The sequence below is a fragment of the Hymenobacter sp. B1770 genome (genome assembly GCF_049896385.1).
Classification (GTDB): Bacteria; Bacteroidota; Bacteroidia; order Cytophagales; family Hymenobacteraceae; genus Hymenobacter.
In genome coordinates this window covers 51,352-74,546 of the sequence record NZ_JAFCUF010000013.1, presented here as the reverse complement: position 1 = coordinate 74,546, position 23,195 = coordinate 51,352, and the positions used below count along the sequence as shown (strand labels likewise).

Annotated in this window: 16 protein-coding genes; 5 read left to right on the top strand and 11 right to left on the bottom strand. The window is 58.3% G+C overall.

The window, feature by feature from the left end:
- Positions 1-56: 56 nt before the first annotated feature.
- Positions 57-473, bottom strand: coding sequence for a thiol-disulfide oxidoreductase DCC family protein (locus ACP7AJ_RS19640; protein WP_426061904.1), 417 nt, complete (start codon positions 471-473; stop codon positions 57-59).
- 228 nt (positions 474-701) lie between these two features.
- Between ACP7AJ_RS19640 and ACP7AJ_RS19635 the strand changes: the two genes are divergently transcribed.
- From ACP7AJ_RS19635 to ACP7AJ_RS19625, 3 genes are all read left to right on the top strand, one after another.
- A complete protein-coding gene (locus tag ACP7AJ_RS19635) occupies positions 702-1,289 on the top strand; it encodes a hypothetical protein (protein WP_426061903.1) in 588 nt (195 codons plus the stop codon).
- A 110-nt stretch (positions 1,290-1,399) separates the two neighbouring features.
- On the top strand, positions 1,400-2,929 hold the full coding sequence (locus ACP7AJ_RS19630; protein WP_426061902.1) for a hypothetical protein: 1,530 nt from the start codon (positions 1,400-1,402) through the stop codon (positions 2,927-2,929).
- A 118-nt stretch (positions 2,930-3,047) separates the two neighbouring features.
- A complete protein-coding gene (locus ACP7AJ_RS19625; protein WP_426061901.1) occupies positions 3,048-3,455 on the top strand; it encodes a hypothetical protein in 408 nt (135 codons plus the stop codon).
- Between the two features lie 82 nt (positions 3,456-3,537).
- Here the strand turns inward: ACP7AJ_RS19625 and ACP7AJ_RS19620 are convergent, their stop codons facing one another.
- The gene (locus ACP7AJ_RS19620) at positions 3,538-4,752 is read right to left on the bottom strand and encodes an esterase/lipase family protein (RefSeq protein ID WP_426061900.1); all 1,215 of its coding nucleotides are present in this window, start codon (positions 4,750-4,752) and stop codon (positions 3,538-3,540) included.
- A gap of 135 nt (positions 4,753-4,887) precedes the next feature.
- Here ACP7AJ_RS19620 and ACP7AJ_RS19615 point away from each other — a divergent pair, with 135 nt between their 5' ends.
- Both ACP7AJ_RS19615 and ACP7AJ_RS19610 read left to right on the top strand, forming a co-directional pair.
- Positions 4,888-5,268, top strand: coding sequence for a hypothetical protein (locus tag ACP7AJ_RS19615; protein ID WP_426061899.1), 381 nt, complete (start codon positions 4,888-4,890; stop codon positions 5,266-5,268).
- Between the two features lie 196 nt (positions 5,269-5,464).
- Positions 5,465-6,679, top strand: a complete 1,215-nt coding sequence (locus ACP7AJ_RS19610; protein ID WP_426061898.1) for an MBL fold metallo-hydrolase — start codon at positions 5,465-5,467, stop codon at positions 6,677-6,679.
- A 78-nt stretch (positions 6,680-6,757) separates the two neighbouring features.
- On the opposite strand, the gene ACP7AJ_RS19605 is transcribed toward ACP7AJ_RS19610, so the two are convergent.
- From ACP7AJ_RS19605 to ACP7AJ_RS19565, 9 genes are all read right to left on the bottom strand, one after another.
- Positions 6,758-7,387, bottom strand: a complete 630-nt coding sequence (locus ACP7AJ_RS19605; protein WP_426061897.1) for a flavin reductase family protein — start codon at positions 7,385-7,387, stop codon at positions 6,758-6,760.
- A gap of 277 nt (positions 7,388-7,664) precedes the next feature.
- Positions 7,665-9,173: a M28 family peptidase gene (locus tag ACP7AJ_RS19600; protein ID WP_426061896.1), complete on the bottom strand. Its 1,509-nt coding sequence runs from the start codon at positions 9,171-9,173 to the stop codon at positions 7,665-7,667.
- 51 nt (positions 9,174-9,224) lie between these two features.
- Positions 9,225-11,273, bottom strand: a complete 2,049-nt coding sequence (locus ACP7AJ_RS19595) for a prolyl oligopeptidase family serine peptidase (RefSeq protein ID WP_426061895.1) — start codon at positions 11,271-11,273, stop codon at positions 9,225-9,227.
- 91 nt (positions 11,274-11,364) lie between these two features.
- The gene (locus tag ACP7AJ_RS19590; protein ID WP_426061894.1) at positions 11,365-12,957 is read right to left on the bottom strand and encodes a serine hydrolase; all 1,593 of its coding nucleotides are present in this window, start codon (positions 12,955-12,957) and stop codon (positions 11,365-11,367) included.
- Between the two features lie 92 nt (positions 12,958-13,049).
- A complete protein-coding gene (locus ACP7AJ_RS19585) occupies positions 13,050-14,885 on the bottom strand; it encodes a DUF885 domain-containing protein (protein WP_426061893.1) in 1,836 nt (611 codons plus the stop codon).
- Positions 14,886-15,268: 383 nt separating this feature from the next.
- On the bottom strand, positions 15,269-16,945 hold the full coding sequence (locus ACP7AJ_RS19580) for a DUF885 domain-containing protein (RefSeq protein ID WP_426061892.1): 1,677 nt from the start codon (positions 16,943-16,945) through the stop codon (positions 15,269-15,271).
- Positions 16,946-17,282: 337 nt separating this feature from the next.
- Positions 17,283-18,068 carry a DUF3575 domain-containing protein gene (locus ACP7AJ_RS19575; RefSeq protein ID WP_426061891.1) on the bottom strand — a complete coding sequence of 262 codons (786 nt, stop codon included), beginning with the start codon at positions 18,066-18,068 and terminating at the stop codon, positions 17,283-17,285.
- 49 nt (positions 18,069-18,117) lie between these two features.
- Positions 18,118-19,938: a DUF885 domain-containing protein gene (locus tag ACP7AJ_RS19570; protein WP_426061890.1), complete on the bottom strand. Its 1,821-nt coding sequence runs from the start codon at positions 19,936-19,938 to the stop codon at positions 18,118-18,120.
- 223 nt (positions 19,939-20,161) lie between these two features.
- Complete coding sequence (locus ACP7AJ_RS19565) at positions 20,162-22,510, bottom strand: T9SS type A sorting domain-containing protein (protein ID WP_426061889.1); 2,349 nt, start codon at positions 22,508-22,510, stop codon at positions 20,162-20,164.
- Positions 22,511-23,195 lie beyond the last annotated feature (685 nt).

Here is a 23,195-nt window from a genome sequence, read left to right as displayed (position 1 = left end):
TCTCCTGTCCCATTCTCCGTTCATGGGAATAGTGGCCTGCCTCAGAAGAAAAAGTCTTACAGAAAGCGTGCCTTGAGGGCCGGCGTTGGCAGCATGCAGCTCTCTTCGCGCCCAAACCATCGGTAGCGGTTTCGGGCCACGTAGCGGTAAAGGGCGTCGCGCCAGGAACGGGGCAATACCCAGCCCAGACCGGCTACCCGCCAGGCGCCGCCCATGGCGTGGGCAATGCGCAGCACCGCCGTGGAGTGGGAGTAGAGCTGGCCCCCACTCAGCAGCATCACCGATTCGGGCTCGCTGGGCAGGTTGGTGGAAACCAGGCCGTGGCGCGTCAGGAGCTCTTGTGCGGCCGGGCTTTGGAGGGCCGCAAAGCGGAAGTGCCCCTGAGGGTCGTGGCGAATGACAAATTGCACAAATCCGTTGCAGAGGTTGCACACCCCGTCGAAGAGGATGGTGTCGGGGCCAGGTTGGGGCATGGGAAAGAAGAATAATAGGCGTCAATGCAGCCCTTAACGCGAAGTGCTGGGTTGGGCCATTGTGCCCATGGTTACGTACGGCTAATTGAATTTGGTGCAAAGTGCGAAAACTCAGTTGGCCATGAGGGCTTGCTTTCTACGTAGTTATCCGAAAAAAATACGGGTTTTCCGGTCGTTACCCATTTATGAATGGACGTATAGCTTAGCAAACCAACTAACCTTTCCACGATGATGTTCACTAAAAAACCTTCCGTATTCTTAGCAGCAGTTGTGCTGGGCACCGGGCTGCTGGGTTCTTGCCAAAGCAAGACCGATAACACCGTAGGCGAATCCGGTACTTCGGGCACTGGGTCGACCATGAGCTCCGACAGCATGGGCACCGGCTCTGGTATGGATGCTTCCGGCAACATGGGCGGCTCTAGCAGCGGCACCGGTACTGCAGGAGGGGGCGGCATGACGGGTAGCGGCACGGCCGGTGGCAGCGGCTCTACCAGCGGGGCGGGCTCCATGAGCGGCTCTACCAGCGGAGCCTCTACCAGTGGCGGCGGTTCTACCAGTGGCTATGGCACTTCTACCAGTGGCTCCACCAGTGGTACTGGCTCTACCAGCGGCTCGATGGGCGGTGGCTCAACCAGCGGCAGCACCGGTGGCATGAGCACTTCTGGCTCGGGCAGCACCGGTGGTATGAGCACTAGCGGCAGCACTAGCGGCAGCACTAGCGGCAGCACTAGCGGCAGCACTAGCGGCAGCACTAGCGGCAGCACCGGCGGCATGAGTACCAGCGGCAGCACTGGCGGTGGCTCAACTACCCGCTAGTCACTCTTCCGGTTCTCTACTTTCGCAAGGCGAAAAGTGGGTCATTCATTTGGCCCCCTTTTCGCCTTGTTGAATTTGGGCCGTTTCCGGCTCTGCACGTAATACTTTTTATGCCCAACAATAGTACTGGCTTTTGGGGAGTGTTGCGCCGCCCCTTCGTGCTCGATTTACGTGCGCTGGCGCTGTTGCGAATGGCCACGGCCGCCGTGCTGCTCACCGATTTGACGATTCGCAGCACCGACCTCGAGGCCCATTATTCCAACATGGGGGTGCTGCCCTTAAGCGCGCTCCACAGCTATGGTTGGACGGCTTATCAGTTTTCGTTGCATGCAGCCAGCGGCCTGTGGCAGGTGCAGGCCCTGTTGTTTATAGTAGCAGCTGCATTGGGCGGGGCCCTACTCCTGGGCTACCACACCCGGGTGGCCACGGTGGGGACGTGGCTGCTGCTGGTGTCATTGCAAAACCGTAACCCCTTCATTGGGCAGGGCGGCGACGACTTGCTGCGGATGCTGTTGTTCTGGGGAATTTTTCTGCCCTGGGGTCGGGTGTGGTCGTTGGATGGGCGGACCCAGCCGGCCCCCTCCCGCTACGACTATTTTAGTGCGGCCACTGTGGCCTACATCGTGCAGCTGGCCCTGCTGTACTGGTGCACGGCCCTGCTCAAAAGCGGCGCCGAGTGGACCCAAACCGGTACGGCGCTTTACTATGCTTTCAGCCTCGACCAGGTGCTGCTGCCCGTTGGGCGGTGGCTCTATCCTTACCCGGAGCTGCTGCGCTTTCTTACCTTCGGGGCTTACTATACTGAGCTGCTGCTGCCATTTGCGCTCTTCATTCCCGTGGGTGTGCCTTGGTGGCGCATGCTGGTGGTAGGCGTGCTGGTGGGGTTTCACCTCACCATCAGCGTTACTCTCTTCGTCGGGATTTTCTTCCTGGTGAACCTAGCTTCCATCCTGGGGCTGCTGCCAGCGGGGGTAGTCGACTGGCTTGCCCACCGCTTGGGTCCCTTGGCTGCGCGGATTGGCAGGTGGCGGTTTCGGCAGTCCTCCTGGTCGCTGCCGTGGCGCTTACGCCTGGAACGCACGCACCCGCTGTCGGCCGCTGGCCGACAGCGGGTGCGGACTGTTCGGGAGGCGTTTGTGGCAGTGGTGCTGGCCTATGTGTGCTGGTGGAACCTCGACGATGTGGCGGTGCTGCGCCCAGCCGGAGGCATTATGCCCCAGCCAGTGCGCTGGTTCGGTTTCCTGCTGCGCGTAGACCAGCACTGGGGCATGTTTGCCCCAACGGTGTTCAAGGACGATGGCTGGTACATTCTGGAAGGCACCGCCGCCGACGGCCGCCAACTCGACCTAAATCGCCGGGGTGCCCCCCTTAGCTACGCCAAGCCACCCTCGGTGGTGGCCTTGTTCAAAAACGACCGGTGGCGGAAGTATTCCGAAAACTACCTGTTTGTCAGTAACTCCTGGATGCGGCCCTTCTACTGCAATTACCTACTGCGCATCTGGCACGAAACGCCGGGGCACCCCCCGCTCCGCCACTTATCAGTCGTGTATATGAAAGAAGTGTCGCTGCCAGACTACAAGCTGGCCACTCCGGTCCGCCAGGTGCTGTGCGAATGCGAGTTACCCCCCGCCAGCAAGTAAGATTAATAATAAATAAGTATTTACCCCTATAAAAATGCGGGTAAATCGCGCTGACTACGCTCGTATAGCCTATGAGCTAACGGCTAGAAATACTTCTTTTTCACTTTTTCCATTCTTTATGAAACGCAAATGGCTTTTTGGGCTGACCGGTGCCATCATGTGCTCGGCGCTCACCCTCTTCAGCGCCTGCACTGCTTCCGAAAATGCCGGTACCACCAGCGGCACTACCTCGGGTAGCACCAGCGGCACCACCAGCGGCACCACCAGCGGCACCACTTCCGGGTCGACAACCTACGGTAGCACTTCGGGCTCTACCTCGGGCACCACTAGTGGTAGCACTACCATGGGCACCACTTCGGGTACTACGACTTCGGGTACTACGACTTCGGGTACTACGACTTCGGGCACGACTTCGGGCACCACTTCGGGTACGACCTCAGGCACCACTTCAGGTACGACCAGTGGCTCGACGACTGGTACTACGTCCGGTACCACTTCGGGTACTACGACCGGTACCACCACCTAATCCAGGTTTCAATGCATTAAGAAGGCCACATTCCTTACGGTTTGTGGCCTTCTTGTTTTTTTAAAGTCGAGGCCGGCATTCTTCAAATCCAGAGCTTTAGGTACTGAAACACCTCCGGGTGCGTGAGCAGCCCGCCGTGGTGCTGCTGGCTAAACACCGCCGTGCGCACCTTCACGCCCGCGGGCAAGGCGGCTTCATCGCCGAAGGTGGCGTGGCCCCGGGCGCTGCCCTGGCCCACCAGCCCATCGCCGAAGTACTCGCGGAAGGCCGATGGCCGCGTGGCCCGCAGCCAGGCCCCCATCAAAATGTGGTATTGTACCCCGGGCAGCGGCGGCACAGGCGTGCGCGGCGGCGTCAGGTCGTCGGCGTGGGCATCCTGCCAGTCCTCGTCCACCAGAATGGAGTAGCGTAGGTCTTTGATGCCGTTGCTGCGCTTGTTGAGGGCCTTGCTCAGAAACCGGGTTGGAAAGAGGTTGATGCGGTTCAGAAGGCGAGCCGTGAGGTGCGAGTTCTGCTCCAGCCACGAGCCGTCGTTGGGGGTGCCAAGCAAGAAAACCGAACGCAGGTGCGCCAGCCAGGGCGCAGGCTCCGCATCGGCCGACGATTGGGAGCGGAGAACCGAGGCGTTATCGATGGTATCCTCGTTTTCCTGCGCCACTTGCAGGGCTTCGTTTTTCTTCCGCAGTTCGTCGTTAAGAGCGTCTTCGGAACCGGCCGGCTGGTTGTCGGCCCCGGGGCTGAGGGCCCCGTAGTAGCCAGCCGAACGAATGATGAGCCCGCCCATGCTGTGGCCCACGAGCACCAGCTCGCCAATGGCGTGCGGGTAGGTTTCGACCAGCTCGGAGAGGAGGCGGCTGAGCTCGCGGCCATTTTCTGACAGGTGCAGGCCCGAGTTGAAGCGAATGTAGAGGGCGCGCAGCCCGGCTTCCTCGGCCAGCCGCGGGCCGTAGCGCCGGGAGCCGGGTACATCCTGAAAACCGGTTTGCCAGATGAGCTCATCGCCCATGAGGCCGTGCACAAACACCACCGTTTTTTGCTGGGGCTCGCTCAGGCGAAGGTCGGCCACGGCCACGTCCTGCCCGCCCCGGCGGAAGCTCATCCGGATGGCGCGGCGGTCGTAGCGAGCGGCCAGCTGGTCGCCCAGCGCGCCGTTTAGCACCGGCAAAAAGAAGTGCTGATGTGCCTTGCCTGACCGCACAAGGTACCCTGCGCCGCGCACGGGCAGCAGAGCTGCGCGGCCCACGGCCCCCAAAACGCGCCGTAAGCCGGAAGGCTGGTTGGGTTCAGATTCGGACATAAGCAGGGGCAGCGGTGGTAGTGAGGTACTAAAGTAGCGCTGCCACGACCATTGCACCGGCAGCCAGCTCACTGGTAATGCACCTTTCTGTACGTGATTTCCGTACATTGAAAACCTAATCCCAAGCACTATTTCATGACTCTCTCATCTCGTTCTGCTCTGGCCTTGCTGCTGGGCACGGCCCTAGCTGGCTCCCTTTCATCCTGCGATTACAGCTGGAGCCCCGGCAAAGACCCGCAATCGACCTACACTTTCAACAACCCCCCCGGCTGGCGCCGGGTTGATGTGGACCGCGACAGCATCAATAATAAGCAGGTGACGCCTCCTCCAGGCGGCATTGGCTCGGCGGCTGCTATCGAGCAGGGCACCGTGCGCGAACAGATAAATTCTGCCCCAGGCGGTGGGAGTAGCTCTTCTGCTCAGTCGGCCAGTGGCCAATTGGCTCCTATCGGCGATAACAGAAATGGCACTGGCAACAACAACGACAAGCAGCAGCCGAAATCGCAGCCACGCTAAATTTTTGAAATCATACAAAAGCCCGCTACCTACCCGGTAGCGGGCTTTTTGTGTATGGTGCAAGCCCAACGGTAGGCAAGGCGCAACCTGAGCAGTGCGAAAAAAAAGGTCAACCTCCCGCCCGCTTCCCACCGTAGTACCTCCATCTTCTGCCATATCCGTTTCCACACCAACTCACTTAAAACCAATTTCGCTTATGCTTTCTAACGAAGCTAGCCGGGCCACCACGCCCGCATTTGATGCCGTCGTGCCGGGCCTGAGTGTGCTGCGCGATGTGTTTGCGAATCTGTACTACGCCTTTTCGCAAGACCAGCCGCAAGGCCCCTGGGTACTCATCGACGCGGGCTTACCTGGCTCGGCCGACAAAATCAGGAAGCATGCCGAAGAGCTGTTTGGGGCCAATACCCCGCCCGCGGCCATAGTGCTCACCCACGGACACTTCGACCACGTAGGAGCCCTAGATGGCCTGCTCACGGCTTGGCCCGACGTGTCCGTGTATGCCCACACCCTGGAGCTGCCCTACCTCACCGGCCGGTCGAGCTTCCCGCCACCCGACCCCACCGTGGGCGGCGGCATGATGGCCTACCTCTCGTTTGCCTACCCCAAGCACCCCTATGATTTCGGCACGCGTGTGCAGGCCTTGCCAGCCGATGGCAGCGTGCCCGGCCTGCCCGGCTGGCGCTGGGTACACACGCCCGGCCACACGTTCGGGCACGTGTCGTTCTTCCGCGAGCACGACAAAGTGCTGGTGGCCGGCGATGCGTTCACCACCGTGTTTGCCGAGTCGGGCACGGCCACCTACACGCAAAAGCAGGAAGTGCATGGGCCGCCCGCCTACTTCACGCCCGACTGGGACGCTGCTCGCACCTCCATGGAACTGCTGGCCCGGCTCGAGCCCGAGGTGGCCGCCACCGGCCACGGCATTCCCATGCACGGCGAAGAGCTGCGCCGCCAGCTGGCCGCCTTCATTCCCCGCTTCGATGAGCTGGCGCGCCCCAAAGTGGGCCGCTACGCCCACCATCCTGCCATCGCCGATGCCGACGGTGTACGTTCGGTGCCCCCACCCGTGGTGAAGCCCTGGGTGAAGGGCTTGGCCGTGGCCGGACTTGCCCTTACCGCCGTGGCGCTCGCCATGGCCGGCAATGACAAGAAGGGCAAGCGCAAAAACAAGAAAGCCCGCAGCAATAGCAAAGGCAAGAGCGACAGCACTTACCGGGCCTGGTACCGAGATAATCCGGCCTCACAAGGGCCCTCAGGTCCTGACTGGCAATCCCGCCGCCCCAGCGCCTTCGCCGACCAGTCGCCACACGGCCAGGACAATGCCACTCACCAGCAATCGCCGGATTCATCGCATGCTGACCAGCGGTATTCCGACCAACGGAGCCGGAAAATAGAAACCCAGTATCCGTAATAGACGCTGATTTTAATGGCAAAAAGCCCGCTCCTGGTATGGGAGCGGGCTTTTTATTGTATCAAGCGCGAAGCGGGACTACTGCGCCACCGGGAAATTGCCCGGCCGGGCATACCCAAACCGCACCGGCGACTGTACTTCGTGGTAACCGTCGAGGCCCGAGATGCAGGCGTTGCCCAGAACGGCCAGATCCAGGGTACCGTCTTCGCGGAGGCCATCTTCGCGGAGGTAGACATGCTCCACGGTGCCCACCAACAGCACCGTGCCGTTGGAAATGGGCAGCTCTTCTAGCAGCCGCAGGCCAATGCTCAGGGGACTTTCGGCCACGTAGGGCGCGGGAAAATCGTCGCGATAGGCGGCAGTGAAGCCACATTCATCAAACTCGGAAAGCTCCGGGGCAAAATCGGCGGAAGTATAATGCGCCTGAGCCGCCAAGGCCATTGGCACGTGGTTCAGGGTGTAGCAGCCGCTGCTTTTGAGGTTGTGGTAGGTGTGGCGGGGCACGGTGGTGGGCCGGGTCACAATGCCGAGCAGGGGCGGGTCGGAGCCCAGGTGCAAAGCTGAGCTAAACACTGCTAAGTTGGTGCCGCCATCCGGCGCAGCCGTGCCGATGAGGTTAGCGGGCTTAAAGCCCGGCAAACCATTGACGAGGTTGAGGCGGTAGATGCGCTCGAAGTTTTTGATGTCGGCAGCGGTGATGTGACGCATGAAGAGGAAGGGGTAGGGTAAGTAGCTGTAGTTAACAGTGGTGAGCAGGTACTGTTAACCCCAAACCGTCATGCAGCACGTAGCGAAGCATCTTTACTGCAGTATTAAACTCAATCGTCTGTCATGCTGAGCTTGCGAAGCATCTTATCAAGCCTCAACGATTCGTACAAGCGTTATAAGATGCTTCGCAAGCTCAGCATGACAGACGTGTAACAAGAAAGTGGGCCAGATGCTTTGCTGTATGCTGCAGGAAGTGCTTTTTGCTCAGTACTACAACTCACCGCTCCAGCTTAAATCCGGGCTCACGGGCGGGAGGCGCTGTGCGGTTGGCCACAGCCCAGCCGGTGAGGTACATCCAGTTGGTCATACGCGTCAGCTTGGGGTAGTCGATGGTGCGGGGCTCGTCGCGGGGCGTGTGGTAGTCCACGTGCAACAGGGAGGTATACATCACGGCTGGGATGCCCAGGCGGGCGTAGGGTAGGTGGTCGGAGCGGAAGTACCAGCCCTCGGGATGGGTGGCTTTGTCCCATTCGGTGTCCAGCTTAAACTTGGGGCCGGCCTGGTTGGCGGCCAGGGCCATATTCACCAAGTCGGAGGAGTTGCGGTGCGGCGGGATGGACCCGAGCAAAGCGGCGCTGTCGGGGGCGTTGCGGCCCATCATTTCCGCGTTCAGCACGGCCACAATGGATTCTTTCGGCACCGTAGGGTTGGCCGAGTAGTAGCGGGAGCCCAACAGGCCGCGCTCTTCGGCGCCGTGGTACACAAACAAAGCAGAGCGTCGGGCCGGCTGCTGCTTAAAAGCGCGCATGATGGCCAGCAGGGCCGCGCAGCCGGTAGCGTTGTCGTCGGCGCCGTTGTAGATAGAGTCGCCGGCCACGGGCGCCCGCACGCCATCGTGGTCCTGGTGCGTGCTGAACAGCACGTGCTCGTTCTTCAATTGCGCATCGGTGCCAGGCATTTTGGCCACAATGTTTACCGAAGGGTAAAGGAAGGTTTCCACTTTCAGGTCGGCGGTGAACTGCTGGCCGGCCTGCTGCGCCCAGCTTAGGGCGCTGCTGGGCAGCCACACCACGGGCGGTTGGTCCACCACTTTGGTATTGGCATCGCCGGGCAGGCCGTAGCGGCCCCGCTCGTAAATGTGGCTCCAGTGGTCGTAGATGGCCTGGGCCGACGCATCAGAAATAAACACCACCGCCACGGCGCCGGCCTTGAACAGCTCGGCCGACTGGCTGCTAAACTTGCCAAACAGGTAGCGCCGATAGCTAATGCCGTCCGTAGGAGCGCCCGAAATCTGAACGGCCACCGCTTTGCCTTTGATGTCCACTTTCCCGACTTCCGCCGGCGTGCCGGTACCCACATACACCAGCGGGGCCGAGACGCTGGCATTGGCTGGTGCCGTAATCATGGCATCGTGGTTGGGCTTCAGCTGGCGCGTGCCGATGCTGAGCCGGCTAGCTTTGGTAAGGCGGGTGCGCTGCAAATGAAACCACTGGAAGTAGGTGCCGTCGTCGCCGGCCGGTTGCATGCCAATGGCACGAATCTGGTCGGCGAGCCACACGGACGCTTTCAGCTCATCGAGGGTGCCGCCCTCGCGGCCCCGATAGTGGTCGCCACCCAGCGCATACAAGTCCCGCTTGATGTCGCTTTCGCGAATGGCCGACTGGGCATTGGCGGCTGTGGTGGTTCGAGCGGCTGGGGCCGGCTTCTTTTGAGCCGTAGCGGCCAGCGGAGCGGCTAAGCTCAGGCCCGCCAGCAGCAAGCCGGTGGTTTTAATAAATGAGTTCATAGAAATTGAAATGGTTTTACGGAAGTGAGTTTGCGGGCCGGGGCCCTGGATTTATTTGCCCACGGGGACAGTGGCTGCGTCCTCGGGCTGCAAATATTGGTCAAACCAGCCCACCCACAACCGATTCCATTCCTGCAGGCGAACGGGGTCGGTGGGGGTGTGGGCGGAAATAGGAAATGCCACGAACCTCACCGGCACGCCCCGGTCCTTGAGCGCGTGATACATTTTGTAGGAGTTGGATATGGTCACGCGAAAGTCGCCAGTGTTGTGCAGAATCAAAGTAGGGGTGCGCCAGCGGTCGACCCGTGACAAGGGCGACTGCACCCGGTAGCGCTCCAGGTTCTCGGCACTCATCCAAGGCGAGGGGCCGTAGTGGCCCGCGTTGGACACGTTGTTGTCGCCGAGGTTGTAGCTGTCCAGCAAGTCGGTGACCGGGGCGGCCGCCACTGCGCACCGCCACCGTCGCCCCGGCTCGCCCATGAGCCAGGCCGTCATAAACCCTCCGTACGACACGCCCGAAATGGCAATGCGACTGGTATCAACCCAACCGCGCTTTTCCAGCATAGCAATGCCGGCCAGCACGTCGCGCCCCGGCCCGGCGCCAGCATCTTCCCGAATGGCCCGCTGGAAGGCACAGCCCAGGTTGTCGCTGCCCCGGTAGTTGGGCTGAAACACCACGTAGCCCCGGCTTGCCACGGCCTGGCCCAGCCCGTAAAACGCCAGCCGCGAAGAATTGGACGGCCCACCGTGCATCATGAGCACCAGCGGGTATTTCCTGGCTGGGTCAAAATCGGGCGGGTAAGTCAGAATGCCGTTGGGGCGCAGGTTGTCGCTGGTCCACTCCACGGCTTCCATGCGGCCCAGGGCCAGGGCAGCGGTTTCGCGGTTAAAGTCGGTAAGGCGGCGCGGGGTGGTGGTGGGGGAGGACAAGTAGTACAGTTCGGCGGGTCGGCCGGGCTCGTTAGCAGTAAAGGCCAGGGCATTGCGACGGCCCACGGCCATCTCGACCCAATAGCTGCCATTGGGCGACACGGAGCCTAGTTTCAGCTTTCGGCGGCTGCCGTTCAGCCCCAGCTGCCAAATCGAGACGCTGGCTCCGTCGTTGCCGCCCACAAAGAGGCTTTTGCTGTCAAGGCTCCAAAGGGCCCGCTGAATGTTGCGGTCGAGAACTTGGGTAATGTGCCGCGGGGCCCCGCCGCCGGCTGTCGGTATCACGTCAAACCCCAGCGACTCAAAAAAAGGCGACTCGCGCGGCGTTTGGTAGCTAATCCAGCGGCCATCGGGCGAAAAGGCCGGCAGGTCGAGGCGTTGGGCGGGGCCGGCTACTTGCTGGCGCGCGCCCGTAGCCACATCCAGAGTGTAAACGCTGGTTTCCTGGTCGCCGGTTTGGGCACTGGGGCGCAGCACGCATACCAGTCGCTGGCCATCAGGCGCCCAGGCAAAGGGGGCCGAAGAATCGTCGGGTAGGCTGCCCGGGCCGCTGGTGAGGCGCCGGGCCGGCTGGTCGCCCGCGGCATTCACCAACCAGAGGTGGTCGGGAGCGGGCGGCGCCGTCAGAGTCATGCTGCCGTTGCCTACCTCAAAGCTGTCGTTGCCGCGGGCCAGCTCAGTTGCGTTGGCGGGCGGGTCGGCAGCCGAGTAGGCCAGGGTCGTGCCGTCGGGCTTCCAGCTGTAGAGCTGCACGTTTTCGGCCGACGTAGTGAGTTGGCGGGGCTCGCCAGCCGTCAACGGCTGCACAAACAGCTGAACGTGGGCTTCCTTGCCCGTGCCGGTGCGGGCCAGAAAAGAAACCTGTTCGCCGGTGGGCGACCAGCGAGCCTGCTTCACGGTGGGCCTTCCGGTTACGAACACGCGCTGCCGGCCGCTGGCCACGTCCACCAGCACTATTTCGGTCTCGTTGCGATTAGTGGCCAAATTGGCCCGCGATACCGCTATTAGGATGCTTTTGCCATCGGGCGAAAGCTGCGGGTCGCTCACGCCCACGGCTTTGGCGATATCGGCCAGCTCGAAGCGCCTTTGGGCCACCGTCGGGCGCGTGCCCAGAAGCAGCAACGCCGCAACTACTGCAAACCGCGCCTGCAAAAAAAACGATTTCATCATGCAGGATACCGGAAATTTAGCCGGGCCATGCACCGGCCCCATTTGTGAGGCCAAGTTGGCGAAAATACGCTGGAGTTTCCGCATGCACCGACTACTTCACCCGCTGCAAGTCCAGGTCCTGAAAGTCGTAGCTAAAGTCGGCGAGCGACGAAATGGGCTTCATCTTTATGCTGGTGGCCTCACCCATCTCGTCGAGGGCGAAAGCGGCGAAAGCATCGGCGTTGAGGCTGCGGGCCTTCCACCGCACCACGAAGGTGCTGCCACGGTAAGGCAACACCTGGCCCACCAAGCGTGGGGCCCGCACTGCTTTCATCCACAACTGGTTGCCCTGCATGTAGAGGTCCACATCGCCGAGCCAATTGTCGTGGTAGCGGCCTACGTAGGGCTTATAGTTCGGCCGTTTCTGCGCTTTTTTGGTGGCTGCGGCCACCTGCTTCCACACTGCCTCGGTGGTTTTGCTGTCATCTGACTGGCTGGCCGCGGTGAGGTCGGCCATGAGCTTTACCCGGTCGAGCCCGGTCATGCCCAGGTAGTGGTCCTCAATGGCGTTGGAAACCGCCGTAAAGGCCGCGCCACTTTCCTGGTTAGTGAGCACGATAATGCCCAGGTGCAGCTCCGGCAGCAGCGTCACCTTCGTGACCATGCCGACTTCGCCACCGGTGTGCGATACCTCCTTATAGCCCCGCACATCGCGCAGGAACCAGCCCAGGCCATAGGCCGAAAAGTGGGTGTTGTAGCTGAAGGGCAAGTATGCTTCCGGCACCGGGCCCACCGGCAGAATGGTTTGGGGTGACCACATTTCCTGCTGAGTCTGGGGCTTAAACAGGGACGCCGGGGCACCAGGCCCGCCCACCAGCATCATGGCCCATTTGCTCAGGTCGGCCACGCTGCTGTACATGCCGCCAGCCGGGCCACCTATGGTCCCTAAATCGCGCCGGATAACCTGCACCTTACCGTCCACTGGCCCATGGCCATCAATTACATTGATGGGATCGGTGAGGCGAGAGTAGAGGGTGGCGGTGCGGCTCATGCCCAGGGGTTTGAGCAGGCGGCTTTCCACAAATTCGGCCCAGGGCTTGCCTGCTGCCCGTGCCACCACCTCACCAGCTACGATGTAGAGCAGGTTGTCGTAATCAAATTTGCTCCGGAACGACGACACCGGCTTGAAGTAGCGCAGGTTGTGAATGACGTCTTTGACAGTGTAGTCAGTCGAATCCGGGAAGAACATCAGGTCGCCGGCGCCCAGGCCCAGGCCGCTGCGGTGGGTGAGCAGGTCGCGCACCGTGAACTCGGCCGTCACGTAGGGGTCGTACATCTTAAACTCGGGGATGTGGTCCGTCACCTTGTCGTTCCAATGCAGCTTGCCGTCTTCCACCAGCAGCCCCAGCGCCGCGGCAGTGAAGGCTTTCGTATTAGAAGCAATACCGAAAAGGGTGTTTTCATTCACAGGTGCCTTGGTGGCCAGCGAGCTCACGCCGTAGCCCTTGGACATCACCACTTTTCCATCCTTCACCACGGCTACGGCCATGCCCGGCACATTGAAGGCCTTAAGGGTGCGGCCTACTACGGCATCAACCGCGGCCACGTCGAGTGGCGGAATGGCGGTAGTCGCGGCCATCTGCGCCTTTACTTCTCCCCAAAATGTGATGGCTAGAATGCAGCTTAGAACAGATGTTCGAAACATGTTGGAAAACAGGAAAAGAGGAGCTTGACAAATTATCAAATATTGGTCAAACCGTCAATTGATTAGCCTAAATAAAGCGCCGACGCGGGTGCTTACCGTTGGCGGGCGGCCCAGTCATCCATGCGGCGCTCGGCTACGGCCAGGGGCATGCCGCCGCCGGCCAGCAGCTCGTCGTGAAAAGCGCGCAGGTCGAACTTCTTCCCCAGCTGCTTTTCGTAGCGAGCGCGCATCTCCAGAATTTTGAGTTGCCCAATTTTGTAGCTCAGGGCCTGGCCGGGGTTGCTCATGTAGCGTTCAATCTCAGCCGTAGCCAGCTGTTCGCTGATGACCTCATTGTCCATCATGTACTTGATAGCTTCTTCGCGGGTCATGCCCTTGGCGTGCAAACCCACGTCGACCACCAGCCGGATGGCGCGGTGGATTTCGCCGCCCAAAGAGCCGGCGTACTGGTACGGGTCGGTGTACAGCCCCAGCTCTTTGCCCAACGATTCGCAGTACAGCGCCCAGCCTTCGCTGAAAGCGCTGTAGCCGCCGAAACGCCGAAACTTAGGCAGGGCGGTATTTTCATTTTGCAGCGAAATCTGATAGTGGTGCCCCGGAATGGCCTCGTGCAAAAACACGTCTTCCATCGGCGGCAGGGAGGTGACGTTGTATTGAGTAGCGTCGAGGATGGGCACGTAGAAAACGCCTGCCCGGCTGCCATCCGGCGAGCCGGCCACGTACTGGGCGCTGGCCGAAGCCGCGCGGTACGCCTCCGTCTGGCGCACTTCGAATGGGGTTTTAGGCACCCGGCCGAACATCTTTTTGAGGTTGGGCATCATGCGCTGGTGTATGGCCTCGAAGCCGTCGAGCACTTCCTGCGGCGTTTTGTAGGGCCGAAACTTGGGCTCGTTCTTCATGTAGGCGAAGAAAGCCGGCAGGTCGCCCTGGAAGCCGACCTGGGTTTTCACGGCTTCCAACTCTGTGCGCAGGCGTTTTACCTCGCTAAGACCGGTCTGGTATATTTCTTCGGGCGTTTTACTGGTCGTGGTCGCATACTTCACGGCGTAGCGATAAGCATCCGGGCCGTTTGGCAGGTCGCCAAAGCCGGAGGTGGTGCGGGCCTTAGGCAGGTACTCATTCTTAAGGAAAGCACCCAGCTTTTGGTAGGCCGGTACCAGCTCGGTGAGGATGGCCTGCTGGTAGGCACTCGTCAGCCGGGCTTTGTCGGCTGCGGGGAGGGTGTCGGGTAGTTTGGTAATGGGGCCGTAAAACAGGCTTTTGGTAGGGTCGCTGACAACCATGGCTTCCAACTGCGGAATCATTTTCACCACCAGCACTTTGGGCAGCACCACGCCGCGTGCCATGCCCTGCCGGAAGTTGGCAATGGCCGAGTCGGTCCAGGCCGTGAAGCTGTGCACCCGGCTCAGCCAGTTGTCGTAGTCTTTGGCGGTCTTGAACGGCTGCGCGCCCATGCCCGAGCCGAATTGGGCCATGCCCTGCGGCAATCCGCCCGTCTGCCCAAAAGGCATCAGCCAGCGGTTTAGCTTCAGCTGCTGGCCCTCCACGGCAGTTTCCAGCTGGTAGCGAAACACGTCGTAACTCACCTGGTCTTCGGAAGAGAGCTTGCCGCGGTTGAATTTCTGCAGCAACGTCAGGTACTGCTGGTAAAAGCGTTGCTGCTGTTGCCGGAAGGCGCGGGTCTGGTCGTTGGGCAGTTGGTCGTTGTAGCGGTTGTCGCCCTGGGCCGTGGCCGCAAATGGGAACAGCCGGGCCTGCTCGTCCCAGTACTTCTCAAACAGTGCCGCCAGTGGTGCTGAGGCAGCTGCTGTGCTGGAAATTGCGACGAGCGTCGCGGCCGGTTTTGCTTTTTGAGCCTGTGCGGACTCGGGACTGGAAACAACCAGTAGTGCACTGGCTGCTAGTAGATGAAGTAGGTTTTTTATCATCAAAGAGTGCCGCGAGGCTTGAGAAATTGGCAAGACTACGCTTCGCAGCTTGCAAGACAAGTGCGGCAGCTGCACCAAGGAAATTAACAATGTAATAAGGCAAGTAAAATTAGCCTAATAATGAAGCTGTTTGGAAAGTTGGCAAATGTCTGAACGGTCATGTTGAGCGCAGCCAAAGCATCTCTACCGCAGTAGTAATCCTATCGATTGGTTTACTACTGCGGTAGAGATGCTTCGACGAGCTCAGCATGACCGGCGGGCGACCTTCTAAATAATACCAATAATAGTATGCTAGATAAAAATAAGAGCTCGATAAAAATGAAAAAGGACGGTGATGCTTACTCAGCACTACCGTCCTTTTGTTGGTGCTAAATGCTATGGTGCTATTTCTGCCGCGCAGCCCAGGCGTCCATCTTGCGTTCGAGCACTGCCAGCGGCATAGAGCCCCCGGCCAGTACTTCATCGTGGAAAGCCCGTAGGTTGAACTTCGAACCCAACTGCTTTTCGTAACGGGTCCGCAGCTCGCGCAGCTTAAGCTGGCCGGTTTTATAAGCCAGCGCCTGTCCGGGAATAGCCATGTAGCGCTCGATTTCGGCCGTGGCCCCCTGCTCGCTGATAGGCTCATTGTCCATCATGTACTTGATAGCTTCTTCGCGGGTCATGCCCTTGGCGTGCATGCCCACGTCCACCACCAGGCGAATGGCGCGATGAATTTCATCGCCCAGGGCTCCAATTTTTTGGTAAGGGTCGGTATAGAGGCCCAGTTCTTTACCTAAGCTTTCGCAATACAGCGCCCAACCCTCGCTGAAGGCGGGGTAAGAGGCAAAGCGCCGAAACTTGGGCAGGCTGGTGTTTTCCTGCTGCAGCGAAAGCTGGTAGTGGTGCCCGGGAATGGCCTCGTGCGCAAACAGCGACTCCATGCCCGAGGTCGTGTTAAACTTAGTCGCGTCCAGAATAGGTACGTAGAAAATGCCCGGCCGCGAGCCATCGGGTGTGCCCCGGTTGTACTCAGCCGAGGCCGTAGCGGCGCGGAAGGCTTCGGTCTGGCGAATCTCAAACTGCGACTTCGGGGTGCGCCCGAATAGCTTGGGCAAGTTGGGCGTAATCTTGGCCTGAATGGCCCGGAAGGCATTCAATACATCCTCCGGGGTTTTGTATGGCGTGAATTTGGGCTCCGAATTCAGGTGCGTAAAGAAGGCTGGCAACTCGCCTTGGAAACCCACTTGTTTTTTCACGGCTTCCATCTCAGCGCGGATGCGCTTCACCTCGTTCAAGCCAGTTTCGTAAATGGCATCGGGCTCGCGGGTGGTGGTAGTCATCGTCCGCACGTTGTAGCGGTACATGTCGGCGCCGCCGGGGAGAGCAGCCAGGCCGGTGCTAGTCCGGGCCTTGGGCAAGTATTCGGTTTGCATAAAGTCGGCCAGCTTGCGGTAGGTAGGTACCAGCTGGGTGAGGATGGCCTGCTGGTAAGCCTTGGTAAGCCGGGTTTTGTCGGCCTCCGAAAAGCTGGCTAGCATGCGGGTGATAGGCCCGTAAAAAAGGCTCTTGGTGGCATCGGTAGCGACTTGGGCCTGCAACTGCGGCACCATTTTCAGCACTAGCACGCGGGGCAGCACCACACCGGTCTGCATGCCCTGCCGAAAGTTGGCAATGGCCGAATCGGCCCACACCGGAAACTGACCTATGCGCGCCAGCCAGTCGTCGTAGTCCTTCACCGTTTTGAAGGGCTGCGCGCCGGTGCCCGCCCCAAGCTGCCCCAGGGAGTTGGGCAGGCTGTAAAACTGGGCGAAGGGCATCATCCAGCTGTTTTGCTTCAGCCCTTCCAGCCGGTTTTGCATCTCGTATTGGAAGATGTCGTAGCTGACTTGGTCTTCGGCCGAAAGCCGGGCCCGGTCAAACTTCTGCAACGCGGCCAGGTGCTGCTGGTAAAAGCGTTGCTGCTGCTCCCTGAAAGCACGGGTCTGGTCGTTGGGCAGTTGGTCATTGTAGCGGTTGTCGCCCTGGGCCGTGGCTCCCAGCGGGAATAGCTTGGCCCGTTCTTCCCAGTAGCTTTCAAACAAGGTGGACAGCGGAGCCGATGCTTTGACCCGAGCGGCTGCGCTTCTTGCAGACGCCTTGGTAGCACTTGCAGCTGGCTGCTTAGCTGGTTGAGCTAGTGCAACACCAGCGCTAGCTAAGAAGCTAAAGGCCACCACTAATGAAAACGAGTTCTTATCCATTGGTTTTTGAAAGCTGTTGCGTCGGGCTGACTGGGTTAGCGGGCGGTCAACGCCACAGCAAGCACGAGCCTATAGGAAAAAACTTTGGTTGGTTCGCTCCAAAGCCATCGAAGGAAAGGGTACGCGACACAAGAGCAATTTCCCAGACATCTACCTATAAACTGACGAGGAAATCGCTCTAGTCACGATGGAAAGGCAAAATATACCCAATTTTGAAGGCCAGTTCAAAGTCAATGTTGGCTTTGGTGCCTGGTTTTTCAATCTGATTAAACATATTGGACTGTGACTTGCCGAGCTCGGAAGCTTTACGTTCGTTGAGCATATCATAGCGGGTATCAACGTAGCGTGCTCCTACGCCAATGGCTGTTTCAATAAGCCAGTTGGTGTACACGTGCCACTGGGAACCTAGTTTGAGATTGAATCCGGCAATGTCTTTTTCCACAAAGGCACGGTCATAGGTTACATAGCGGCCATACCGGTAGAAATTGTTTCCGTAGCGGGTGTAGCGCTGTGGCGTAACAAATGTTTGCAGGGAGAAGAATGTCTCCTGATTGGGGTTCTTGGTACGAGGCTCCAGGTAGCGACGAAGCTCCAGCTTGAATTTGCTGTACTTGTAATCGTTCCGACCATCAATCAGGCCCAAGGTGCTGAGCCGTAGTGCAGTGTACTGATGACCATAACTGGCTTCTACACCGAAGCGGGGCGATACTCGATACTCGATGCCTCCTAATAAAGTGCTGGCCATGGGGTCTTGGGTAGCCAGTGGTGAAAACTTCAGGGCCAGTGCCGGCGCAAAGCTGGCCTGCCGGTTTTCGTAAACGATTGGAACCGGAATTTCGTCGTCGGGCACTTGAGCCATGGCGCTGTTAGAACAGGCTATAACAATAGCCAGACAGCTGTAAAAACGCAACATAAAGAATGAAGTGAAGGGGGTAGAAAAGTGGCGCAACAGTAGTTGCGCCACACCATGGGTAGTAAGATTATATAAATTTAAAACAATTTAACCGCTGAGGTTATTGCTTGGCTGCCCAGGCATCCATTTTCTTCTCCAGTACCGCCAGGGGCATCACGCCATCCTTCAGCAGCTCATCATGGAAGTTGCTCAGCGAAAACTTGCTGCCCAGTTGTTCTTGGTACTTAGCCCGTAGCTCCTGAATCTTGAGAGCCCCGGTTTTGTAGCTCAACGCTTGGCCCGGAATGGCCATGTAGCGCTCGATTTCGGCCGTGGCCCCGTCTTCCGAAATGGCTTCGTTTTCCAGCATGTACCTGATGGCTTCCTCGCGGCTCATGTTGCGCGAGTGCAGGCCGGTGTCTACCACCAGGCGCACGGCGCGGTGCATCTCGTCGCCCAAGGCGCCCATGTACTGGTAGGGGTCGGTGTAGAGGCCCAACTCTTTGCCCAGGCTTTCGGAGTATAGTGCCCAGCCCTCGCCCATGGCCCCGTACCAGGCAAAGCGGCGGAAATTGGGCAGGTCGTTATTTTCCTGCTGCAGCGATGTCTGGTAGTGATGCCCCGGTATGGCTTCGTGCAGAAACAGCGACTCCATGCCCGAGGTGGTATTAAAGGTGGTGGCATCCACGATGGGGATGTAGAAAATGCCCGGCCGCGAGCCGTCGGGCGACCCCTGGTTGTATTCGGCCGAAGCCGAAGCGGCGCGGAACGCCTCCGTCTGGCGAATCTCAAACGGCGTCTTGGGCGTGCGGCCGAACATCTTCTTCAGGTTGGGGTCGATGGTCGTCTGAATCTTGCGGAAGGCGTCTAGAACCTCCTTGGGCTGCTTGAAGGGCATAAACTTCTTGTCGGTTTTCAAGTAGTTGAAAAATGCCTTGAGGTCGCCTTTGAACCCGGTTTCGTTTTTCACTCGCTCCATCTCTCCGCGAATGCGCGCCACCTCGGCCAGGCCGGTCTGGTAGATTTCAGCCGGCTTCTTGGTCGTGGTGGTCCAGTAGCCCACGTAGTAGTTGTAGATTTCAGCCCCGCCGGGTACGCCCGTGATGCCGCTCGTAGTGCGAGCTTTGGGCATATATTCCTTTTCCAGGAAGTTGCCTAACTTCTTGTACGAGGGCACCAGCTCGGTGCTGATGGCCTTCCGGTAAGCCTCGGTCAGGCGGGTCTTATCGGCGTCGGAGAAGTCTTTGGGGAAGCGCGTGATGGGGCCATAAAACAGGCTCTTGGCGGGGTCGCTCACCAGAATGTCGGCGCCGCGCATCTGGGGCAGCATTTTCGCCACCAAAGCTTTGGGCAGCACCACGCCGGCTTTCATCCCGCGCCGGAAGTTTGCAATGGCGGAGTCGGTCCAGGCCGTGAAGCCATGCATCCGGCCCAGCCAGTTATCGTAGTCCTGCACGGTTTTGAAGGGCTGGTTGCCTTCGCCAGCTCCGTACTGGCCCATGGTAATGGGTAGGCCCCAAAACTGCTGGGTCGGTATCATCCAGGTATTGAGCTTGAGGCCAGCCAGGCGCTGCTCCATCTCATACTTGAAAATATCGTAGCTGATTTTGTCGTTGTCGGCGAGCTGTTCGCGGTCAAACTTACCTAGGCGCGTCAGGTAGTCCTGGTAAAAAGTGCGCAGGGTATCGCGGTAGCCCTGGGTCTGGTCATTGGGCAGCAGGTGGTTGAAACGGTTGTCGCCCTGGGCCGTGGCCGCCAGCGGGTCGAGGCGCGACTGCTTTTCCCAAAAGCTGCCGAAGAGCCCGTTCAGCCCAGTGGCAGAGTCGGCCGCAGTGCCCGAGGCGGAGCTGCCATCGGCAGTAGCAGAATCCGTGGTTTTGGTTTGGTTGCAGGCCGAAATGAGTGCCGCGGCGACTAGGCCGGCAAGGGCAATTTTTTTCATGAAGTGTTTAGGCAGGAAAACGGAATAGTAACTCAAATAACGGGAAAATATCGAGGTAGCTGCATGGCGCAGCCGGCTGAAACGTCGGTAAGGCAAAAGGCGGCTTGATAGCTGGTGCGGGAGTGCTTGCTATTTCGCGAGAATGAAAAAAGCCCTGCGTCCTTTCATAGGGCGCAGGGCTTTTACTAGCAGGGAGGGAACTGGGAGCCAGCGCCCTGGAAAGCTATTCGCGCACGAGGCGCTGGGTGCTGCGTCCGGCAGCGCCGGTCAGCTCCAGAAAGAACGTCCCTTTCTGAAGAGTCGTAATGTCGAGGCGGTCATTGCCATTAGCTTGGCCACTGAGCATGGTTTGACCCATCACGTTGAATACGCGGTATTGCACGGCGCCTAGGGAAGCTGGGAGCGTAACGATACCAGTGCTAGGGTTGGGGTACACAGCAAACGCTGCATCCATCCAGGTAGCATTTACAACGGTCGAGAACGTCCCTTTGCCATCGGTATCAACCTGCCGCAAGCGGTAGTAAGCAAGGCCAGCGAGCGGACGGCTATCGGTGAACGCATAGCTGTGGGCGCTGCTGCTGTTGCCCTGGCCCTTCACGGTGCCAATGGTTTGGAAGGTTTCGCCGTTGGCGCTACGCTGCACTTCAAACCGGTCGTTGTTCTTTTCGGTGGCCGTAGCCCAATCCAGGCTGATGCCTTTGGCTTTAGCAGTGGCCGAGAAGCGCGTAAGCTCGACAGGTAGCGGGTTTATGTGGGGGAACGTGGCTCTTCTGGTGCTGCCCAACGCGAAGTTGGTGTTGGTCGTTGTGAAGGTTTCGAATGCCCCAGAAATAAGGGTGCCGACTGTTGAAGCACCATTGTTTAACACTCCAGTTGCATTGGAACGGCCGATGCTCAACCAATTGGGTGGAGTGGCGGTAAAATCGCGCCGAGCTACCACAAAGTCGTTGTCATAGGGGTCATTCACGAAGTCATCAAGGCCGAAAGTAAGTTCTACGGTTGCACTGTAAGTACCCGTAATCGTAGCATTGGGAACCAAGTTAAAGGAGCGGCGGTAGGAAACGTACTCTAAGGGGGGGGTTACATCTTGGGTAGGCGGGGTCTCTAGTTGCTCCGCAGTATAGGTAATGGCAGAAGACTGGGTTGTTAGGTTTAGGAACATGGGTCGGTAGTTTCTTACACCACCAGAACCAAGCTTGCCTATTGGAAACTTCACAGCAGTTAGCGCGCTAACAATACCCGTACCGCGAGCAATAGGACCATTCACGAAGCTCTCAATGCTGCCATTGGCACTGGGTGCTAACGTAGAGCCCACAGGCATGGTGAGTGTAGCAGCATTAGAGGTATTAATTAAGCCCAGGGTTAGGGATAATTCTCTGCCTATAGTTACAGGACGCTCCAATGTCAATCCGGCTGGATTGTTGATTTCAAATATGGCGTTAGTGGCACTGAAGCTCAAGCTGCCTCCTCCACTGATGGTTTGGGCAACTGCGGTGCCGGCTGTACCAATCGGGCTTTTGAATGTTACTTTGGTAAGCGACACTGGTGCAAATTCAAGGCTGCTGCCGACAACAACGGTTACGTTGCCACCAATGGTGGTGCCTTCGCCAGGATTAACACCGGACACCGCGGCATTGAGACCAATCGAGCCCGTATTTACGGTTAGGTTATTGGCAATAACCATAGGACGAGTACCGCCAACGGTGGCGGTGGCGTTAAATATGAGGTTGCCGTAGGTTTGGCCAACAGTAGAAAAAGTGCCTCCTGAGTAAGTGTAAGTACTTCCACTGTTGAATACAGCAACAGGAACTTCACCCTCACTGAAGGGATGTACACCACCTCCCTGCACGAAATTGGTGCCCGATTGAAAAATGACCGAGAGGGGTGTAGTAACATCACTGAAGCTGGCGGTCCGTAAAGTGCTGGCATTAGTGGAAGTACCGAAAGGGCTGCCGCTTAGGGAAGTAGCTATGAAAGAAGAGTTGCCTGTAAACACCAAGCCGCCGGCATCTGCTGCTAAGATTCGGGAGGTGATTGAAGCATCTGTTCTAACGGTAATATTACCGGTAACAAGCCCCTTTTTTCCAGTCGCGATGCTGAGAATCAAAAAGCGGTTATCCGTATTACCGGAGAAGGTAATGTCTAAGCTTGACCCGACTTGTACAAAGAAATCATCATTGTTGGGCGATGCAGCTGTGCCCCCAATGGTAAGAAGGCTTGGTTTGTTACCAGTGGTTGGGCCTGATAAGATTACGTTGACATTGTTGATGAATCGCAGCCGACCTATTGTCTGGAGAGACTCATTGCCACCAAAGTCAACTACAATTGGAAGCGGACCACTTGTACTTGAAGGGAAGAGAGCCCCTATGCTACCATCAAAAATTAGGATATCAGATGGGTTGGGCGTCCGGCCCCTGACCGCGCTGGTTGGAGAAGTACTCCAGTTTGCCCCGTCGTTCCAGTCGTTTACCTTATTAGTATTTTGACCACGCCACCAATAGGTAGTCTGGGCTTGGGCAGTCGTGCCAGTTAAAACCAGCAGAAGAACTAGCAGTGAAACTGCTTTGGTCATCCAAGAGCCCAATGGGCTTAGGCCGGAGTGTTTCAATGTTACCGTAATGTTTCGCATAAGGCTGCTAAATTGCTTTAGCACGCAATCTACGAGATATTTTTACTAGATTTTGACTTAGCGCATGCTGATTTTTACTCCAGTCCTAACAATAATTCTTGAAATGATTTAAATCGATGGTTCGTACCCAAAAAATTATAAATTATTTTTTTCACTATCCTTACCCACTTCATTAATTGAACAAACAAATATTAAAATTAATTGATGTTATCACCTAAAAGCATAGATATTGAAGCAACATATTTTGCGGGCAAAACAAAAGTCCTGCGACATAACAGGACTTTATAAGGTAACCTCTATTCAAAGTATGATGCGTTCGTAAGGTTACCTTGTGCGGCTCACTATATGCATTAGTACCTGAGTGCGTGGGCGCTGCTGATGTAAATGCTACTTTCGTATTAAAATCTAGCTCTGCCCTTGCTTCCTTCTAAATTCTCCCAAATTATTCTCCTGCTCTTGCTATTGTGTGCCCCCACATGGGCCTTGGCACAGCGCAAGACTGCCTCAACCAGCACCAAAGGCCAGCCTAATAAGCGCCTGAAGGCTTCGCCTAAGCAGGCAAGAGGGCCCGCTAGTCTAGCAACAGCTCGCAGGCCACTAGCGGCTCCCGATGCCCCAGCCTTCACCC

What these genes read in the sequence shown, in the direction of transcription:
- ACP7AJ_RS19600 (WP_426061896.1), bottom strand. Translation starts at nt 9,173, where the DNA reads ATGAACTCATTTATTAAAACCACCGGCTTGCTGCTGGCGGGCCTGAGC.
- ACP7AJ_RS19605 (WP_426061897.1), bottom strand. Translation starts at nt 7,387, where the DNA reads ATGCGTCACATCACCGCTGCCGACATCAAAAACTTCGAGCGCATCTAC.
- ACP7AJ_RS19585 (WP_426061893.1), bottom strand. Translation starts at nt 14,885, where the DNA reads ATGATAAAAAACCTACTTCATCTACTAGCAGCCAGTGCACTACTGGTT.
- ACP7AJ_RS19630 (WP_426061902.1), top strand. Translation starts at nt 1,400, where the DNA reads ATGCCCAACAATAGTACTGGCTTTTGGGGAGTGTTGCGCCGCCCCTTC.
- ACP7AJ_RS19565 (WP_426061889.1), bottom strand. Translation starts at nt 22,510, where the DNA reads ATGACCAAAGCAGTTTCACTGCTAGTTCTTCTGCTGGTTTTAACTGGC.
- ACP7AJ_RS19610 (WP_426061898.1), top strand. Translation starts at nt 5,465, where the DNA reads ATGCTTTCTAACGAAGCTAGCCGGGCCACCACGCCCGCATTTGATGCC.
- ACP7AJ_RS19625 (WP_426061901.1), top strand. Translation starts at nt 3,048, where the DNA reads ATGAAACGCAAATGGCTTTTTGGGCTGACCGGTGCCATCATGTGCTCG.
- ACP7AJ_RS19570 (WP_426061890.1), bottom strand. Translation starts at nt 19,938, where the DNA reads ATGAAAAAAATTGCCCTTGCCGGCCTAGTCGCCGCGGCACTCATTTCG.
- ACP7AJ_RS19590 (WP_426061894.1), bottom strand. Translation starts at nt 12,957, where the DNA reads ATGTTTCGAACATCTGTTCTAAGCTGCATTCTAGCCATCACATTTTGG.
- ACP7AJ_RS19640 (WP_426061904.1), bottom strand. Translation starts at nt 473, where the DNA reads ATGCCCCAACCTGGCCCCGACACCATCCTCTTCGACGGGGTGTGCAAC.
- ACP7AJ_RS19595 (WP_426061895.1), bottom strand. Translation starts at nt 11,273, where the DNA reads ATGATGAAATCGTTTTTTTTGCAGGCGCGGTTTGCAGTAGTTGCGGCG.
- ACP7AJ_RS19635 (WP_426061903.1), top strand. Translation starts at nt 702, where the DNA reads ATGATGTTCACTAAAAAACCTTCCGTATTCTTAGCAGCAGTTGTGCTG.
- ACP7AJ_RS19615 (WP_426061899.1), top strand. Translation starts at nt 4,888, where the DNA reads ATGACTCTCTCATCTCGTTCTGCTCTGGCCTTGCTGCTGGGCACGGCC.
- ACP7AJ_RS19620 (WP_426061900.1), bottom strand. Translation starts at nt 4,752, where the DNA reads ATGTCCGAATCTGAACCCAACCAGCCTTCCGGCTTACGGCGCGTTTTG.